The sequence below is a fragment of the Terrimonas pollutisoli genome (assembly GCF_029360765.1).
Taxonomy (GTDB): domain Bacteria; phylum Bacteroidota; class Bacteroidia; order Chitinophagales; family Chitinophagaceae; genus Terrimonas_B; species Terrimonas_B pollutisoli.
On the sequence record NZ_JARKNA010000001.1, the window covers coordinates 414492 to 434156 of the forward strand.

A 19665-nucleotide genomic window follows, 5' to 3' on the forward strand; every position below is an offset into this window, starting at 1 on the left:
ATTAGTGTTGTCATGAAGAGTGAACAATTTATTTTTCGAATAGTCATACTAGTTTTTCTTGTGGGCAGCGTATCAATTTTTGTTGCTGGCTGCACAGCGAAGAAAGATCCTGTTCGCCTGTTCACAAAGTTGCCTGGCGAAACTACCGGCATCAATTTTATCAACGCTGTTTCCTATACGGAAGAATTCAATCCCTATACCTTCAGGAATTTTTTTAACGGTGGTGGCGTAGCCATCGGCGATATAAATAATGATGGATTACCCGATCTCTTTTTTTGCTCCAATCAACAGTCCAATAAACTTTATTTGAACAAAGGCAATTTTCAGTTTGAAGATATTACGGCTCAGTCGGGAATTGTTTCCGAAGGTGTTTGGTCAACAGGTGTTACGATGGCTGATGTAAACGGCGACGGCTTGCTGGATATTTATGTATGTAAATCTGGTGATATAACAAGCCTGAACAGGAGCAATGAATTATTTATTAACCAGGGAAATTTAAAGTTTGTACCAAAAGCCAAAGAATACGGTTTGGATAATCGTGGCTTATCCACCCATGCTGCTTTCTTTGATTATGACAGGGACGGTGATTTGGATTGTTACCTGCTTAATAATTCTTTTCGGTCTGTCGGTAATTATGATTTAGTAAAAGATGAGAGAGCATATGCGGATTCATTGGGCGGAAATAAGTTATACAGGAATGATGACAATCGTTTTACTGATGTTACATCGTCGTCAGGAATTTTCAGCAGTAAAATAGGATTTGGCCTGGGAGTTACTATTACAGACATTAATAAAGACGGCTGGCAGGACATTTATGTATCCAATGATTTTTTTGAACGGGATTACTTTTATCTCAACCAGCAAAATGGTCATTTCGAAGAAGCGGCTGAAAAATATATCCGTGAACTTAGTATGAACTCAATGGGAGCCGATATTGCAGATATAAATAATGACGGCTATGCTGACATTTATGTAACGGATATGTTTCCGGAAAACGAAGAAAGAGTAAAAACAAAAACTGTTTTTGAAAATTGGGATAAGTACCAGGCTAATCTTACCAGCGGATATTACAAGCAATTTGTTCGGAATTCGCTGCAGTTAAACCAGGGAAGCATTGTAAACAAAGAAAACAGGAAGGAAACATATTTCAGCGAGATCAGCCGTTTTGCCAATGTATCAGCCACCGACTGGAGCTGGGGAGCTTTGATAACGGACTTTGATAACGATGGCTTCAAAGATATTTTTGTAGCAAATGGTATTGCTAAAGACATCACCGACCAGGATTATATTCAATATACCAGCGGTGCTTATAACGAAATAAAACAGCAAATACTCAATAAGGAAAAAAATGTAATTACCCGCCTCATAGATTTAATTCCATCGCATGCGATTCCAAATTATGCCTTTGCCAATAACGGCGACCTGACGTTTAGCAATAAAGCAAAAGAATGGGGATTAGACGAGCCATCATTTTCCAACGGATCGGCGTATGGAGATCTGGATGGAGATGGTGATCTGGATTTAGTAGTGAACAATGTTAACATGCCTTGCTTTGTATACCGCAATGAAAGTGTACAGCAGCACCCGGAGAATAAATATTTAAAACTGTCATTGCAGGGAGAAGGCAAAAACCGTTATGGTCTTGGCAGTAAAGTAACGGTATGGTACAACAACACACTGGCTTACCAGGAGCAGATGCCGATGCGTGGTTTTGAATCAACAGTGGACTGTTGCCTGAACTTTGGACTGGGAAAATGCAGCATCATTGATTCAGTAGTGGTGGAATGGAATGATGGGAAGAAAAGTGTGCTAAAAAATGTAAAGCCCAACCAGCATATAACAGTAAAGCAAAAAGAAGCAGTGTTATCAGTTACCGGTTACCGGTTGCCAGTTGCCAGTAATCAGCAGTCAGCAACTATTTTCACTGAAAGCCTTACAAACTACGGGCTTGACTTTGTACATACAGAAAATCCCTTTGTAGATTTTAACCGTGACAAACTCACCTTCCACATGCTGTCCACACAAGGCCCGCGGCTGGCCAAAGGAGATATCAATAAGGACGGACTGGAAGATATTTATATCTGCGGCGCCAAAGACCAGCCGGGAGTTTTATATCAGCAAACAAAGGAAGGAAGGTTTATCAAAACCAATGAATCGTTGCTGGCAGCAGATAAAGGAAGCGAAGATACCGATGCATTATTCTTTGATTGCGATGGTGATGGTGATGAAGACCTGTATGTATGCAGTGGTGGCAATGAATTTCCTGCCAAATCACTGGAGCTGATCGACCGGCTGTATATTAATGATGGCAAAGGGAAACTCACAAGATCAGCACCGGTACTTCCATCCTACAATTTTGAAGGCTCCTCCTGTGTAAGAGCAGCAGACTATGATGGTGATGGCGATATGGACCTGTTTGTGGGAACAAGAGTAAAACCAATGCAATATGGTTACCCCTGCAAAGGCTATATACTTCAAAACAATGGCAAAGGGATTTTTAAAGATGTAACGGAGCAATTAGCCCCTTCACTAATCAAAGCCGGCATGATCACCGATGCGCAGTGGTTGGATTATGATAACGATGGAAAAATGGATTTGGCGGTGACTGGAGAATATATGCCGGTAAGATTGTATCACAATGAAAATGGAAAGTTTAAAGAAGTGACAGCAGCGGCGGGACTTGAAAAAAGCAATGGCTGGTGGAACAGGTTGGTGGTAGCCGATATAAACGGTGATGGTTATGCAGACATGATAGGTGGCAATCATGGACTGAACTCAAGATTTAAAGCCAGTGAAACAAAGCCGGTGAGTATGTATGTGAGTGATTTTGATGAGAATGGTTCGACGGAGCAGGTGGTGAGTTGTTATAATGGCGATCATGCATACCCGATGTCGTTGCGGCATGACCTGGTATCGGTGCTTCCCTATTTGAAGAAGAAGTACCTGAAGTACGAAGACTATAAATTGCAGGGAGTAGAAGATATTTTTACGGAAGCACAGCTGAGCAAAGCAGTGAAACTGGATGCGTATGAGTTGAGGAGCTGTGTATTTATCAACGATAAGAAAGGTGGTTTTATCAAGCAGGCATTAAGCAATGAAGCGCAGCTGTCTCCTGTGTATGCAATAGCAGTGGAGGATGTAGACAGAGATGGAATAAAGGATATAGTGATAGGTGGAAACTTTTATGAAAGCAAACCGGAAGTGGGCATCTATGATGCCTCGTATGGGGTGCTGCTTAAGGGAGATGGGAAGGGAAACTTTACAGCAATAAAAGGAACAGCAAGCGGATTGCATATACAGGGAGCAGTAAGAGATGCAGTGTGGTTAAAGGCAGGAAATAAAAAACTGCTGTTGGTTGCTAAGAACAATGCATCATTGCAGGTAATAGATTATTTAAAATAGCAAAACACGGGTTACTAAAGATGAGTGGATTGAAATATTATTTACTGTTTTTGACGATAGGGCTGTATGCTTGTCAGCATTCAACAATGGATGAATATGATTCACTCGTCAAAAAAGAATTAAACAGTAATAAAAAAGTAAATGATATTTTTTGGGGAATTAATTTGGGAATGACTAATAAAGATTTTTATGTGCATTGCTGGAATCTGAATAAAAAAGGGATGTTCAGGGATGGTCCGGGCAATACAAGTGTTTTACATGAATTGGAAAATAAAGAATTGAAACATCCTGCCGAGATGAATTTTTACCCGGAGTTTAAAGACGGCAAAATTCATAAGCTATGGACAAAATTCAGGTATAAAGGGTGGATGCCGTGGAATAAAGAACTTGGCTCCGATAAACTCTTACCAGATGTAGTGAATCTTTATAAAAAATGGTATCCGGAAGGGAATCATTTTATCACGGTTCGGGATGCTAAGCGGGGAACAACCCATGTAAAAATTGATGGTAACCGCCAGATCATCATTGGAATATTTGATGACACAGATGTTAAAGTAGAATATACTGACCTGAGTGTGGTGGAAGTAAAAAAATAATATGTTTATCAGAAATTATTGTATAAAAGAAATATCCGGAATTGCCTGTCTGTTCCTGTTATTGCTGTTCTGCTCATGCCGAAATAATTCCGAACCAAAGGTTTTATTTCAAAAAATGACACCCGAACAAACCAATATTCATTTCAATAATAAACTTTCTTACGACCGGCATTTCAATATATATACTTACCGGAATTTTTATAATGGAGGTGGTGTTGCTATTGGTGATGTAAATAATGACAGCCTTCCTGATCTGTTCTTTACAGCCAATATGGAATCAAGTAAATTGTTTTTGAACAAAGGCAATTTTCAGTTTGAAGATGTTACGGAGAAAGCGGGCATAGGAAAAAAAGGAAAATGGTCAACAGGGGTAAGCATGGCAGATGTAAACGGTGATGGCCTTCTCGATATTTACGTATGCAACAGTGGCGATATAAAAGGCGATCAACGGGAGAACGAATTATACATCAATAATGGAATAGAAGGAGGCAAAGTAACTTTTACCGAAAAAGCAAAGGAATATGGGTTAGACGATCGGGGTTTGTCAACGCATGCTGCTTTCTTTGATTACGATAAGGACGGTGATCTGGATATGTTTTTATTGAATAATTCGTTTAAAGCAATCGGGAGTTTTAATCTTCAGCACAACGAAAGAAATATCCGGGATTCAATAGGCGGGCATAAATTTTTTCGCAATGATGGAAATCACTTTACCGACATCAGTGAGCAGGCGGGTATATACGGAAGTGTAATTGGTTTTGGTTTAGGTGTTACAGTGGGTGATATCAACCATGACGGCTGGCAGGATATATATGTATCCAATGATTTTTTTGAACGGGATTACCTCTATATAAATAACCACGACGGAACATTCAGGGAAACACTTGAAGATGAAATGATGAGTATCAGCAACGCATCGATGGGGGCCGACATGGCGGATATAAACAACGATGCACACCCGGATATTTTTGTTACTGAAATGCTTCCTGAAGATGAAACAAGGATCAAAACAAATATCACATTTGAGAACTGGGATAAATATCAACTGAATTTGCAGTATGATTATTATCACCAGTTTACCCGCAATATGCTGCAGTTGAACAATGGGGACAATAGCTTTAGCGAAATAGGACGTTTTTCAGGAGTAGCTGCCACCGATTGGAGCTGGGGAGCTTTGATAACGGACTTTGATAATGATGGCTTCAAAGACATTTTCGTAGCGAATGGCATTTACCAGGATCTCATCAACCAGGATTATATTCAATATATAGCCAACGAAAATTTTTTTAATGAGGTCGTTTCCGGCAAAGCCGATTACAGTAAGCTGATCGATTTAATTCCTTCGCATGCGATACCTAATTATGCATTTGGAAACAATGGGGATTTAACGTTTAGCAATAAAGCAAAAGAATGGGGATTAGCCGAGCCATCATTTTCCAATGGCTCGGCGTATGGAGATCTGGATGGAGATGGTGATCTGGATTTAGTAGTGAACAATGTTAATATGCCTTGCTTTGTATATCGCAATGAAAGTGTACAGCAGCACCCGGAGAATAAATATTTAAAAGTGTCATTGCAGGGAGAATACAAAAACCGTTATGGTCTTGGCAGTAAAGTAACGGTATGGTACAACAACACACTGGCTTACCAGGAGCAGATGCCGATGCGTGGTTTTGAATCAACAGTGGACTGTTGCCTGAACTTTGGACTGGGAAAATGCAGCATCATTGATTCAGTGGTGGTGGAATGGAATGATGGGAAGAAAAGTGTGCTAAAAAATGTAAAGCCCAACCAGCATATAACAGTAAAGCAAAAAGAAGCAGTGATGCCGGTTACCAGTTACCAGTTACCACTGAGCGACAGTCGAAGTGTAACCGGTAATCATCAACCGACAACTATCTTCACCCAAAGCCTTACAAACTATGGGCTTGACTTTGTGCATACCGAAAATCCGTTTGTAGATTTTAACCGTGACAAACTCACCTTCCACATGCTGTCCACACAAGGTCCGCGGCTGGCCAAAGGAGATATTAATAAAGACGGCCTGGAAGATATTTATATCTGCGGTGCTAAAGATCAGGCCGGTGTTTTATACCAGCAAACGGCGGAAGGCAGATTTATCAAAACCAATGAATCGCTGTTGGCAGCAGATAAAGGAAGTGAAGATACCGATGCATTATTTTTTGATTGCGATGGTGATGGTGATGAAGACCTGTATGTATGCAGCGGCGGCAATGAATTTCCGGCCAAATCACTGGAACTGATAGACCGGCTGTATATCAATGATGGCAAAGGGAAACTCACAAGATCAGCACCGGTACTTCCATCCTACAATTTTGAAGGCTCCTCCTGTGTAAGGGCAGCAGACTATGATGCTGATGGCGATATGGACCTGTTTGTGGGAACAAGACTAAAACCGATGCTATATGGTTACCCCTGCAAAGGCTATATACTTCAAAACAATGGCAAAGGGATTTTTAAAGATCTAACCGGCCAGGTAGCACCATCACTTGTAAAAGCCGGAATGATCACCGATGCGCAGTGGCTGGACTATGATAAAGACGGCAAGATGGATTTGGCGGTGACAGGAGAATACATGCCGGTAAGATTGTTTCACAATGAAGGAAACAAATTAAAAGAAACAACCGAAATAGCAGGACTTGAAAAAACCAATGGGTGGTGGAACAGGTTGGTAGTAGCCGATATAAACGGAGATGGATATCCGGACATGATAGGTGGCAATCATGGACTGAACTCAAGGTTTAAAGCCAGTGACACAAAGCCGGTGAGTATGTATGTGAGTGATTTTGATGAGAACGGATCGACGGAACAGATAGTCAGTTGTTATAATGGCGATAATGCCTACCCGATGGCCCTAAGACATGATCTGGTATCGGTGCTTCCGTATCTGAAGAAAAAATACCTGAAGTATGAAGACTATAAGTTGCAGGGAGTGGAAGATATTTTTACGGAAGCACAGTTAAGCAAGGCCGTGAAGCTGGAGGCATATGAGCTGCGGAGCTGTGTATTTATCAACGATAGGAAGGGAGGTTTTATCAAGCAGGCATTAAGCAATGAAGCGCAGCTGTCTCCTGTGTATGCAATAGCAGTAGAGGATGTAGACGGAGATGGAAGAAAAGATATAGTGATGGGCGGCAATTTTTATGAATCCAAACCGGAAGTGGGAATCTATGATGCATCATATGGGGTGATGCTGAAAGGCGATGGAAAGGGAAACTTTACAGCAATAAAAGGAACAGAAAGTGGTTTGTACATCCGGGGTGCGGTAAGAGATATAACGCTGACAAAGGCAAACAACAAAACGTTGCTGCTTGTTGCAAAGAATAATGCGCAGGCAGAAATAAAAGAATTAAAAAAGAATTGAATGATAACTTACCACCAAATAAAGAGATAATCATGAAATTTTTACTAACAGCGGGATGCTTTTTTCTTTTTGTGTGTGCCGATGCCCAGGACGACAGTAAAAAGAGCTCTTCTTCGGCTGAGAAAAAAACAAAGTCATTGTTTAACGGGAAAAATTTAGATGGTTGGTACACTTTCCTGAACAAAAAAGGAAAAAATAATGATGCCGAAAAAATATTCCTCGTTGAAGATAATATACTGCACATCTCAGGCAAGGAATTCGGGTATATTGCAACAGAAAAAATCTATACAAATTTTCATTTGGTCGCAGAATTTAAATGGGGTGTAAAAAAATATCCGCCAAGAGATGGCGCTGATGTTAAACGTGACAATGGTATTTGTTTCTATTTCCCGGCAGCCGAAAAAGATACCGTTTGGCCAAAATCAATCGAGTGCCAGATACAGGAAGGAGATGTTGGAGATCTATGGCTGATTGACAGTACTACCGTAAAAATTAATGGTGAACGAACAAAACCCAATGATTATACAAGAGTATATAAGAAAGAAGATGCCGAAAATCCGACGGGTGAATGGAACCAGGTAGAAATTATCGCCAACAAGGGAAAGGTTACTTATATTGTAAATGGTAAAGTCGTAAATGAATTTGAAGATCCGAGTGAGCAAAAAGGAAAAATTCTTGTTCAGTCCGAAGGCGCTGAAATTTATTACCGGAAAATAGAAATAGCTGAGCTTAAGTAAAAGCCCTGTTGACGTAATTACTATATGCATTGTTTTTTTAACAAAAGGTTTTCTTTGACGTTGATTGTAACAGGGTTACTTGTTTTTATTTCCTGTAATCGTGAAGAGAAGTTTTTTACTGTTTTATCTCCGGATGTAACAGGTATTTATTTTCAGAATACGATCAGTGAAGCCGACAGCTTCAATATACTTGACTATCTCTACTTCTATAATGGCGGCGGCGTGTCCGTTGGCGATATTAATAATGATGGTTTAGACGATATTTATTTTACCAGCAACCAAGGCAGCAACAAATTATATCTGAATAAGGGCGGTATTCGTTTTGAAGATATTACGGAAAAAGCAGGCGTAGCCGGTAATGGCAATTGGAAAACAGGGGTAACCATGGCTGATGTGAATGCAGATGGTTGGCTCGACATTTATGTGTGTGAAGTGGGGAAATATAAATCACTACATGGCCGCAATGAACTTTTTATAAATAATCACGATGGTACTTTCTCCGAAAGAGCAAAGGAATATGGATTGGACGCAGAAGGGTTTAATACACAAGCTTCCTTTTTTGACTACGATAAGGATGGCGACCTGGATATGTTCCTTGTTAATCATTCCGTTCATTCAACGGATACTTATGTTGATACGGCTGCACGCAGAAGAAAAAGTGAAGTGAGTGGTGATAAATTATTCAGGTGTGATAAGACGGGAGATAAAATTGTATACCGGGAAGTAACAGAACAGGCAGGAATTTATAGCAGCATCATTGGTTATGGCTTAAATGTCGTTATCGCCGATTTTAACAATGATAACTGGGACGATATTTATGTAAGTAATGATTTTCATGAAAATGATTATTACTATCTCAATAACAGGAATGGTACTTTTTCAGAAATGAATCAAGAAGCTTTTGGACATGAAAGCCGGTTTTCGATGGGAAGTGACGCCGGTGATGTGAACAATGACGGTTGGCTGGATATAGTTACGCTGGATATGCTGCCTGCGGATGAAAAAATATTAAAATCTTCGGTAAGTGATGATAATCCCGATGTTTATGATTTTAAAATGAGTAAGGGATATCATCACCAGAATGCAAGAAATTGCCTGCAACTGAATACCGGGGGTGGAAAAAAATTTAGTGACATCGGTTTGTACGCAGGCATAGCAGCTACGGATTGGAGCTGGTCACCACTACTGGCCGACTTTGATAATGATGGTATAAAAGATCTTTTTGTAACGAACGGAATATTGCGAAGGCCAAACGATCTTGACTTTTTGAAGTTTATTTCCACGGCTGATATTGCGGCGCAGATACAAAAAGATAAATCTGCTGATAGATTAGCGATCAGTAAAATGCCGGAAGGCAAGGTCAGTAATTATATTTTTAAAGGTTCACCCGAATTGAAATTTAATGAGCAAACCCAAAACTGGGGCATTAATAGTCCGGGCTTTTCAAATGGCGCTGCTTACGGCGATCTCGACAATGACGGCGATCTTGACCTGGTTGTAAATAATATCAATTCACCGGCAGGTATCTACCGTAACAATTCAAACCAGCAATCTGGGAATCATTACTTGGATATTCAATTGCGGTCCGCAGGTAATAATACATTGGCATATGGGAGTAAAGTTGTTATTAAAACAAAAGCAGGCATACAACTAAACTATGTAACAGCTACAAGAGGATTCGAAAGCTCATCATCTCCTGTATTGCACTTTGGTCTTGGAAAAACCGATAAGGTAGATTCACTTCAGATCACATGGCCGGATGGCAGCCTGCAGACGATGACAAATATCAAAGGAGGGCAATTGTTAGTCATAGAACAAAAATCGTCGGGAGTAGCCAATAAAATTTTACAACCTGCTGCAGCCAATATCTTTTTTAAAAATGTTACTGATTCGATTCAGGTTGACTACAGGCACCGGGAGAATCTTTTTTTTGATTTTAATACCCAACAATTGATACCTCACGGGGTTTCGGCTATGGGACCTAAACTAGCAGTGGCCGATGTTAATGGCGATGGCTTAGATGATTTCTTTGTGGGCGGTGCTAAAGGACAGACGAGCAAATTATTTCAGCAAACTGTCCAGGGAAAATTTATCAGCACCAATGAAAGTTTATTTATTCCCGATTCATTGTGCGAAGATGTAAATGCAGTTTTCTTTGATGCAGATGGTGACGGGGATGAAGATCTGTATGTAGTAAGCGGTGGTAATGAAATGGCAGGTAATAACCCGGCTCTGTTAGACAGGCTTTATATTAATAATGGCAAGGGTGGTTTTACAAAAGGCAATCTGCCTCCGATGTATCAAAACAAATCGGTGGCTATAGCGGCTGATATAGATCATGATGGCGATCTCGATTTATTTGTAGGCGGAAGAGTCGTGACAAATCGTTATGGTGAGACGCCGCAATCCTACATTTTAATAAACAATGGAAAAGCTTCCTTTACAGTTGCAGATGAGCGGTTGGCTCCGGGCTTACAAAAGGTCGGTATGGTTACCGATGCAGCCTGGACTGACCTGGATAAAGATGGGTGGAAGGATCTCGTAATAGTAGGAGAATGGATGCCCATAGTAGTTTATAAAAATATTGCAGGCAAGCTGCATAATGCTACCAGCCAACTTGGTTTGCAGGAGGCAACAGGTTTATGGACATCTGTATATGCTTCGGATATAGACAAAGATGGTTATGAAGATCTTTTAGTAGGTAATTGGGGAGAGAACTCGAAGCTGCAGGTGAAAAATGGTTTTCCTTTACAGCTATATACCGGTGACCTTGATAAAAACGGTGATATGGACCAGTTGATGTCGATTGAGAGAGATGGGCAATATTACTTTTTTTTGGGAAAAGAAGAGATTGAAAGGGTATTTCCCGGCATGATCAAAAAAAAATACCTCGATTATAAAACAATGGCCGGTTTAACAGTGGACGAGATACTGGGCGACAAGCTTAACGAAATGTCTAAACTAACGGTGAGTAATCTTTCCTCCGTCCTGGTAAAAAACACAGGAGGCGCTCTACAGATGACTAAACTTCCTTTCCCTGTGCAGTGGTCGCCTGTTTTTGCATTTATCACCGGCGACTTCAATAGGGATGGCGCTAACGATATTATTACCGCCGGCAATTTTTTTGGCGTATTACCTTTCGAAGGCAGATATGATGCCAGTTACGGTAATCTTTTACTCAATCAATCATCTTCATTTATTTCGTTGCCGTCATTGCAATCAGGTTTGCAACTGGACGGGCAGGTGAGGGATATAAAAAGAATTAAGATCCGCGGAAGAGATTTTCTTATTATTGCAAGAAATAATGACAGCCTTCTTTTTTACAGTAATTAATCCCCCGGCTCTTCGTAATTTTTTTTGAGACGATTAACCCAAAGAATGATACATATGAGAGGAGGTAAAAAAGAAATTTTCCTGACTTTTAACCGATTTTTTCCTTTTTGGGATAGTTGCTTGTGAGGTGAATTTTGAAATACGGGTTTAACGATTAAGTTGATCTTACACTTTGCACTCCTGGAACAGTTCATACCAAATGATTTTACAATTTTATCAAAGAATGATTACAAAACCTGCTGAACTTTCAGCCCGGCATAAAAGGTTTATTTGTGCCTTGCCCCTTTTATTGATACTGTCTGTGGCGTTTGCGCAAACAACCTTGCCCCTCACGGACCTTTCTTTCTTCAAATCACCTTCGGCCAATTGGCGCACCGGTGGAGATGTGAATGCTGATCTCAATAGCACTGGTCGTTTAACTTACACAAACGGCACAGGAATTTTGGTTAATACATTTACTGATGAAAGTGCCCGGGCGGATTTATTTTCTGCAGAAGAATATGGCGATGTTGATATCGAGCTGGACTATATGATGGCGAAGGGATCAAATTCCGGAATTTATTTATCAGGCCGGTATGAAATTCAGTTGTTAGATAGCTGGGGTATTCTTAAGCCAAAGTCAAGTGACAATGGTGGTATTTATGAGAGATGGAATGATAGCACCGCTGCCGCACAAAAAGGATTTGAAGGCCATGCACCCCGGCAAAATGTAAGTAAAGCGCCAGGCCTGTGGCAGCATCTCAGGATATCGTTTCAAGCTCCCCGCTTTACGAATGCTGTGAAAACGGAAAATGCTAAAATGCTTCGGGTAGAATTGAATGGTGTGGTTATCCACGAAAATGTTGAACTTTTTGGACCCACCCGCAATGGGTTAAATGATGAAAAACCGAAAGGACCCTTGCGTTTGCAGGGCGATCATGGGCCCGTAGCTTTTCGCAATATTAAAATAACAAGTTTCGACAAAGCCAAACCTCGTTTATCGAATCTGCAATATGCGGTATATAAAGGTCCATTTAATAAACAGCCTGACTACGCAAAATTGAAACCTGTTATAAAAGGATCATCGGAAACGCTTACTACCAATATTAATAATCTGCCGGATAGTTTTATTTTAAGATATACAGGAAAATTAACAGTGGATGAAGCAGGGGAATATCATTTCAATCTTTTCACAGTGGCTGGCAGAGGATCATTGGTGATCAATAATCAGCAACTTTCTATTGCAAGAGGAAGAAACCCGGTCAAAATTTCACTGCCTGCAGGTGAATTACCTTTTGAATTATCTTATTTCAAAACGATGGATTGGGGACAGCCTGCGTTGGGCCTGACTGTGGCCGGGCCAGGCATTCGGGACTACACGTTGAGTGACATGAATAATTTAAGTAGTGAGCAAACTGATCCAATTCTTGTGGATGCCCCAGTCAATACGGTGCTGAGAAGTTTTATTGATATCCCCACAATAAGAGTTGTTCATGCCGTGTCCGTGGGAAGTCCGGAAGGATTGCACTACACTTATGATATGGACAATGGTGCAATCGTGCAGGTGTGGCGCGGTGGTTTTTTAGATGCAACTCCTATGTGGCATGATCGGGGAGATGGTTCTTCAAGGGCAACCGGTAGCAAACAACTTTTTGGAAAACCTGTATTGAATATCGGCAAGCTTGCATCAGCTAATTCACCCTGGAAAACAGATACATCAGGAACGGGATTCCGGCCAAAAGGATATGAACTGGATGAAAAAGATCGTCCCGTTTTTCAATATTTCATTTATGGCAACGCTGTAAAAGACGCTTCACAGGTATTGGAAAACCGGCAGGGCATCAGTCGTGAAATATCCGTTTTGAATCCGTCAGAGAATCTTTACGTCAGGCTGGCCGCAAGTAAAAACATTGAAGATTTGGGTAATGGCTTATACCTGCTGGATGATAAATCATACTATTTGAAGATAGAGGATGGGAGTGAAGCAAAACCGATGGTTCGTGATGCCGGGGAAAAGAAAGAGTTAGTAATACCAATAAAAAATAAAATAAAATATATAATCCTGTTCTGATGATAAAAAGAAGAAATCATAGCATTAATTGGATCGCAAAAATTTGCTTTGTGACTGCGCTGCTGATTGGCAGCCATGCTGTGCAGGGCCAGGAGTCGGCAAAGGAAGAAGATTTTTTCCGGATCATGCGGGTCAGTTCTCCGGAAGGCACATTGCTTGAAGTAGGTGGACTTTGTACATTACCAAATGGAGATCTGGCCGTGACTACAAGAAGAGGTGATGTATTTATCGTTGAAAATCCAACGAGCCAGCGTCCCTATTTTAGAAAATTTGCAACTGGTCTTCACGAAGTTTTAGGCGTGGTTTATAAGAACGGTGCTTTGTATTGCGTGCAGCGGGGTGAGTTGACTAAGTTAGTTGATAAGAACATGGATGGTAAAGCCGATGTGTATGAAACTATTTACCAATGGCCTTTATCCGGCAACTATCATGAATATAGTTTTGGACCGAAGATCGCACCGGATGGATCTTTTTTTGTGACATTGAATTTGGGTTTCCCTGATGCCTGGTGGCATCCCAAAAGCATGGTTCCCTGGCGTGGTTGGGCCTTGCGCATCCAGGAAGATGGCACGATGGAACCATGGGCGGCAGGATTACGATCGCCTTGTGGTATCAGCATGATTGATGGCGAATTGTACTACACCGATAATCAGGGCGACTGGATGGCATCAGGAAGCATCATTCCATTGAAGAAAGGAACATTTGCCGGGCACCCTGCAAGTCTTGTATGGGATACAGCAGCTAATTCTCCGTTGAAAGTAAAACAGGAACAGATATTTTCTAAGCTCAGTCAAAGAATCGAGTTTGACCAGGATGGAAGGCCCGTAAAACCGCAGAATATTGTAAATGAAAAATTTTTTACGCTGGCCGACATGAAAAAAAATATTCCTGAATTACAATTACCACTGGTTTGGCTTCCGCATGGCGTATTGGGCATTTCTACTTCGGAGATTGTTAAGATACCTGAAGGAGTATTTGGTCCTTTTGAAGGACAGTTATTGGTTGGCGACCAGGGACAAAGTAATCTCAGCAGAGTGTTTTTAGAAAAAGTAAATGGCGAATGGCAGGGTGCTGCCTGGCTGTTTAGAAGTGGCTTTCAGTCCGGCACCGTAAGACTCAGCTGGGGCAAAGACGGATCGCTTTTCGTAGGCGAAACCAATAGAGGTTGGGGCTCCGTAGGTGATGCCAACCAGGGATTGCAACGACTCGTATGGAATAATCGTCTGCCTTTTGAAATGCGTACAGTTAAAGCAATGCCCGATGGATTTGAAATAGAATTTACCAAACCAGTAGACAAAAAATTTGCAAACGACATCGCTTCTTATTCCGTCAATAGTTTTACGTATAAATATCATGCAGTGTATGGCAGCCCGGAAGTAAACAGGCTGAAACATAAAATAAAGGGAGTAAAAGTGTCGGCTGATGGTATGCATGCACGCATCGTGGTGGAGAATTTGCGCCAGCATTATATTCATGTGATAAGCCTCGAAGGAATACGGGATAAAGAAAATGCTTACTCATTAATTCATCCCACTGTTTATTATACGTTGAATAATATTCCGGAAGGGAAAAAACTGGCTATTGCTGAATTAAGCACTGTTAATACAGCAAAAACGGCAGCTAAAACAAGCGGCAGTGTTCCAGGAAAGCCTTTAACTTTTAACCAGGTAAAACCATTGTTGACCCAATACACTTGTATCTCCTGTCATGATCCCAATAAAAAACAAGTGGGTCCTTCTTTTTCAGAAATTGCAAAGCGTAAATATAGCGCCGAAAAGATGCTGCAACTTATTTATAATCCGCAACCGCAAAACTGGCCGGGGTATGCAGTATCTATGCCGCCGATGGCGCAATTGCCAAGAGCAGAAGCGAGGAAGATAGTTGCCTGGATAAAATCGCTTGAGAAATAGACAAAACAAGTTTCACTTTTGAAAGCATTAATGTTTCATTGAATTAATAAATTTTGCATGAAGAAAAATAGTATTTATTTAATTAGTTTATTTCTGACAACAGCTTTTGCTTCTGTTGCGCAGCAGGAGACAAGAGAGCAGCAAGCAAAGAAAACAGAAGTTTGGACGCCTGTTCCGCCGGTAATAACGCCTTCTGAAAAACCCGGCGCCCCGCCATCTGATGCAATCATTTTATTCAGCGGTGATTCGCTTACAGAATGGGTATCGTCAAGAGATACAACAAAGCCGGCAGGATGGATCGTTTCAGGTGATGTATTGATGGTAAATAAACCGGCCGGTACGATTCAAACGAAAAGAAGATTCACCGATTACCAGCTTCATATCGAATGGCGCATTCCGAAAAATATTACCGGTTCGGGACAAGGGAGAGGAAACAGCGGCGTATTTCTTGGCGGCTGGGGCAAAGGCGATGAGGGATATGAAATACAGGTTTTGGATTCTTATAAAAGTGAAACCTATACAAACGGTCAGGCTGGCAGTATTTACAAACAGCATATTCCTTTGGTGAATGTAAACCGTCCGCCAGGTGAATGGAATGTGTATGATATTGTATGGACAGCGCCACGTTTTAATAATGATGGATCATTGAAATCGCCGGCAAGAGTCACTGCTTTTTTAAATGGTGCATTGGTGCAAAACAATGTAGAGGTAAAAGGAGATACAAGATGGATAGGAACACCTGAATATCACAAACACGGACCATTGCCCATCAAGTTACAATCACATGGAGATCCCAGTGAGCCGATTAGTTTTCGCAATATTTGGGTAAGAATTTTGTAAACTACATTTCCTTTTTTGAATTGATTGTTTTGTTTAAAATTTGAGCCATGAAAAAGATCTGCTTTGCCATTTTAGTTTTAACAACGACAATATCATACGGGCAAAATTCTGATTATGCCATCCAGGCTATCAATTTTACGTCGGTAAAGTTTATGGACAATTTCTGGATGCCCCGGATGCGTACGAATCATACGGTTACTATTCCTGCATCCTTTGAGCGTTGTGAACGGACAGGACGTGTAAAAAACTTTGAAATGGCCGCTGCTAAAAGCGGTAAGTTCTGTACCATTTTTCCTTTCGACGACACAGATATTTATAAGACGATTGAAGGAGCATCGTTTTCAATGAGCCTTTTCCCCGATAAAAAACTGGATTTATATATCGATACCCTGATTGAAAAAGTAGCAAAGGCACAGGAATCTGATGGCTATTTGTACACGGCGAGAACGATAAACCCCGCAGATCCACATAAGTGGGCTGGTACAGAAAGATGGGTTAAAGAAAGAGAGCTTAGCCATGAACTTTATAATGCCGGTCATTTGTATGAGGCAGCCGCAGCGCATTATTATGCTACAGGAAAAAAATCATTGCTCAATATCGCCTTGAAAAATGCAGATCTCATTTGTTCCGTATTTGGTCCTGATAAAATGCATGTAGCACCCGGTCATGAAATTGTGGAGATGGGTCTGGTAAAACTTTATCGCATTACCGGCAAAAAAGAATACCTGCAAACAGCAAAATATTTTGTTGATGAAAGAGGTCATTTTAATGGATATGACGCAACAAGTAAAGACCAATGGAAAAATGGATCATATTGGCAGGATCACAAGCCCGTTGTTGACCAGGATGAAGCAATTGGCCACGCCGTAAGGGCCTGCTATTTATATGCAGGTGTAGCTGATATAGCAGCATTAACAGGTGATGAAAAATACCTGCAAGCTGTAGACAGGATCTGGGAAAATATGGTGAGTAAAAAGTTTTATGTACAGGGTGGTCTTGGCGCTATTCCCCATGGAGAACAATTTGGCGAAAACTATGAACTGCCCAATGCCACAGCTTATAATGAAACATGCGCTGCCATAGCAAATGTGTACTGGAATCAGCGGATGTTTTTGTTGCATGGCGAGTCGAAATATATTGATGTATTGGAAAGAAGTTTATACAACGGACTAATCTCCGGTGTTGGTTTGGATGGCAAATCATTTTTTTATACCAATGCCATGCAGATCAAAAACAGTTTTAGTCATTCTGCAATGGAACCTGAACGTGCCGGATGGTTTGATTGTTCCTGTTGTCCAACCAATGTTGCAAGATTGATCCCATCAATACCGGGCTATGTATATGCTCAAAAAGATGATAATGTATATGTGAATCTTTTTGTAAGCAGCAATGCTTCCCTCAAGATTCACCAAAAGCCGGTGACTATCGTACAGGAGAATAATTATCCCTGGAATGGTAATTTGAAATTTACTGTTTCACCAAAATCACCAGATTCATTTAAAATGTTGATGCGCATTCCGGGCTGGTCACAAAACCAGGCTGTGCCTTCCGATCTTTATTCTTTTTCATCTTCAAGCGAACAAAAAATATCCATTAAGATCAATGGCGCACCAGTTGATTATACTATTGAAAAGGGCTATGCTGTGCTGAACAGGAAATGGAAAAAAGGAGATGTAATTGAAATGAATCTCCCGATGGAAGTAAGAAGAGTTATTGCAAATGAAAAAGTAAAGGACGATATTGGCAAAACAGCGCTGCAGGTTGGGCCATTAATGTATTGTGCGGAATGGATAGACAACGGAGGAAGGGCAAGCAATTTTATACTGACTGCGGATGCGGTCTTTTCAAAAGAATATAAAGCTGGTTTACTGAATGGCGTAACCGTTTTACAAGCTGAGCTTCCGGCCGTGTCAATCGACCACAAAGGAGAAAATATCAGCACGGCTAAAAAGACTTTTACAGCGATACCTTATTATGCATGGGCCAACAGGGGAAAAGGCGAGATGATGCTTTGGTTTCCAGTAGCTGTGAAGGATGTTGACCTCCTTTCAAATGAAAATATAACTCCAATTATAAGCAAATAATGAAACATAGATCTTAAGTATAGAAAAGATCAAAATTCAGCTGGGTTTTCAATTTTCTAATAATGAAAATATTCAAATGGGGAATAATAGGCCCCGGTAAAATAGCAGAGAAATTTGCAGAAGCTCTGCTAAATTGCCCAAATGCGGAATTATGGGCAGTTGCTTCCAGGGATAAAGAACGGGCGGAATCATTTGGAAAGAAATATAGAGCGGCAAAATATTATGATCAATACGAAGCTCTCATTAATGACGAAGAGATAGATGTGGTATATGTTGCCACACCTCATACCTTTCATTACAGGCATGTATTACTTTGCGTGAAAAACAAAAAGCCTGTTTTATGTGAAAAACCACTTTCGGTCAATTATCAAAGCGCATTGGAGATGATAACATTGGCGAAAGAAAATAAAGTTTTCTTAATGGAAGCTATGTGGACAAGGTTTCTTCCGGTAATAAAAGAAGTTTTTCGATTAGTAGAAGAAGGGGAAATTGGTAAGATAATTTTTGTAAGAGCCGACTTTGGATTTTCTTTTCCTTACGATACTGAGAACCGGATTTTCAATATGAAATTAGGAGGGGGCTCTTTGCTTGACATCGGTGTTTATCCTTTGTTTCTTGCGTTGTCTCTCCTTGGGGAACCTGATTCAATAAAGACGTCTGCTCACTTTTCTACAACTGGTGCAGATGAATCAATGAACATAATGCTATCTTATAAAAATGGGGAAATGGCTTCGCTCTATTCAACAATATTGGCAACCACACCCACTACAGCGGAGATAACAGGCACCAAAGGATCTATCACGATTCAGCAGCCCTGGTACAAAGCTTCGGCTATTGTACTTCGTAAACCGGATGGAACAGAAAAAAATATTTCGATGCCTTATGGAGATAACGGGTTTGAGTTTGAAATTAATGAGGTAATGAACTGCCTGGAACAAGGCACGACAGAAAGTACATTGATGTCCTTAGATTTCAGCCTTATGATGGCGAGAGTCGTTAATGAGATTTGCAATCAATGTGCAATCAGGTATGAGGTTCAATAAGCCTGGTATGGTTTTTTACTGTAGCATTTTTCAGCGGCATGCTTGTCGGAGAAAAATTTATCCGGATAAATTTGAAACACTTGGAAGATCTGCTAGTACATTAATATCTTCAATATGGTGGTTCGACTTTTGTCCGGTAACCTCCGCAGAAGTGGGAGAAACAGTCTTAGAATGGTTTCTCCCGCTTTTCTTTTTTCCCCAAAAGCTTTGCCAGTTACTGTTTGTCTTGTTTTGTGAAATTTTCCGTTTACCACATTTTGGGAAGTTGATAATTCCGCCCTGCTT

The 19665-nt window shown here is 40.7% G+C and carries 10 protein-coding genes; all 10 read left to right on the forward strand.

The window, feature by feature from the left end; translation table 11 throughout:
• Positions 1 to 12: 12 nt before the first annotated feature.
• The 10 genes from P2W73_RS01640 (at position 13) to P2W73_RS01685 (ending at position 19380) form a co-directional block, all read left to right on the forward strand.
• The gene (locus P2W73_RS01640) at positions 13 to 3402 is read left to right on the forward strand and encodes a VCBS repeat-containing protein (protein WP_276500232.1); all 3390 of its coding nucleotides are present in this window, start codon (positions 13 to 15) and stop codon (positions 3400 to 3402) included.
• A gap of 20 nt (positions 3403 to 3422) precedes the next feature.
• Positions 3423 to 3998 (forward strand): hypothetical protein, encoded by a 576-nt coding sequence (locus P2W73_RS01645; protein ID WP_276500233.1) that lies wholly within the window; start codon positions 3423 to 3425, stop codon positions 3996 to 3998.
• Between the two features lie 115 nt (positions 3999 to 4113).
• Positions 4114 to 7383: a VCBS repeat-containing protein gene (locus P2W73_RS01650; RefSeq protein ID WP_276500234.1), complete on the forward strand. Its 3270-nt coding sequence runs from the start codon at positions 4114 to 4116 to the stop codon at positions 7381 to 7383.
• Between the two features lie 32 nt (positions 7384 to 7415).
• On the forward strand, positions 7416 to 8120 hold the full coding sequence (locus P2W73_RS01655) for a 3-keto-disaccharide hydrolase (protein WP_276500235.1): 705 nt from the start codon (positions 7416 to 7418) through the stop codon (positions 8118 to 8120).
• Between the two features lie 54 nt (positions 8121 to 8174).
• Positions 8175 to 11453 carry a VCBS repeat-containing protein gene (locus tag P2W73_RS01660; protein WP_276500236.1) on the forward strand — a complete coding sequence of 1093 codons (3279 nt, stop codon included), beginning with the start codon at positions 8175 to 8177 and terminating at the stop codon, positions 11451 to 11453.
• Between the two features lie 223 nt (positions 11454 to 11676).
• On the forward strand, positions 11677 to 13503 hold the full coding sequence (locus tag P2W73_RS01665) for a 3-keto-alpha-glucoside-1,2-lyase-like domain-containing protein (protein ID WP_276500237.1): 1827 nt from the start codon (positions 11677 to 11679) through the stop codon (positions 13501 to 13503).
• Positions 13503 to 15413 (forward strand): c-type cytochrome, encoded by a 1911-nt coding sequence (locus P2W73_RS01670; protein WP_276500238.1) that lies wholly within the window; start codon positions 13503 to 13505, stop codon positions 15411 to 15413. The genes P2W73_RS01665 and P2W73_RS01670 overlap by 1 nt, the downstream gene beginning before the upstream one ends.
• Before the next feature lie 57 nt (positions 15414 to 15470).
• A complete protein-coding gene (locus P2W73_RS01675; protein WP_276500239.1) occupies positions 15471 to 16253 on the forward strand; it encodes a 3-keto-disaccharide hydrolase in 783 nt (260 codons plus the stop codon).
• A 47-nt stretch (positions 16254 to 16300) separates the two neighbouring features.
• Positions 16301 to 18337 (forward strand): glycoside hydrolase family 127 protein, encoded by a 2037-nt coding sequence (locus tag P2W73_RS01680; protein WP_276500240.1) that lies wholly within the window; start codon positions 16301 to 16303, stop codon positions 18335 to 18337.
• Positions 18338 to 18399: 62 nt separating this feature from the next.
• Positions 18400 to 19380, forward strand: coding sequence for a Gfo/Idh/MocA family protein (locus P2W73_RS01685; protein WP_276500241.1), 981 nt, complete (start codon positions 18400 to 18402; stop codon positions 19378 to 19380).
• Positions 19381 to 19665 lie beyond the last annotated feature (285 nt).

Excerpts from the sequence above, each read along its gene's own strand:
- P2W73_RS01655 (WP_276500235.1), top strand. The coding sequence starts at position 7,416 with ATGAAATTTTTACTAACAGCGGGATGCTTTTTTCTTTTTGTGTGTGCC.
- P2W73_RS01645 (WP_276500233.1), top strand. The coding sequence starts at position 3,423 with ATGAGTGGATTGAAATATTATTTACTGTTTTTGACGATAGGGCTGTAT.
- P2W73_RS01640 (WP_276500232.1), top strand. The coding sequence starts at position 13 with ATGAAGAGTGAACAATTTATTTTTCGAATAGTCATACTAGTTTTTCTT.
- P2W73_RS01675 (WP_276500239.1), top strand. The coding sequence starts at position 15,471 with ATGAAGAAAAATAGTATTTATTTAATTAGTTTATTTCTGACAACAGCT.
- P2W73_RS01685 (WP_276500241.1), top strand. The coding sequence starts at position 18,400 with ATGAAAATATTCAAATGGGGAATAATAGGCCCCGGTAAAATAGCAGAG.
- P2W73_RS01670 (WP_276500238.1), top strand. The coding sequence starts at position 13,503 with ATGATAAAAAGAAGAAATCATAGCATTAATTGGATCGCAAAAATTTGC.
- P2W73_RS01665 (WP_276500237.1), top strand. The coding sequence starts at position 11,677 with ATGATTACAAAACCTGCTGAACTTTCAGCCCGGCATAAAAGGTTTATT.
- P2W73_RS01680 (WP_276500240.1), top strand. The coding sequence starts at position 16,301 with ATGAAAAAGATCTGCTTTGCCATTTTAGTTTTAACAACGACAATATCA.
- P2W73_RS01650 (WP_276500234.1), top strand. The coding sequence starts at position 4,114 with ATGACACCCGAACAAACCAATATTCATTTCAATAATAAACTTTCTTAC.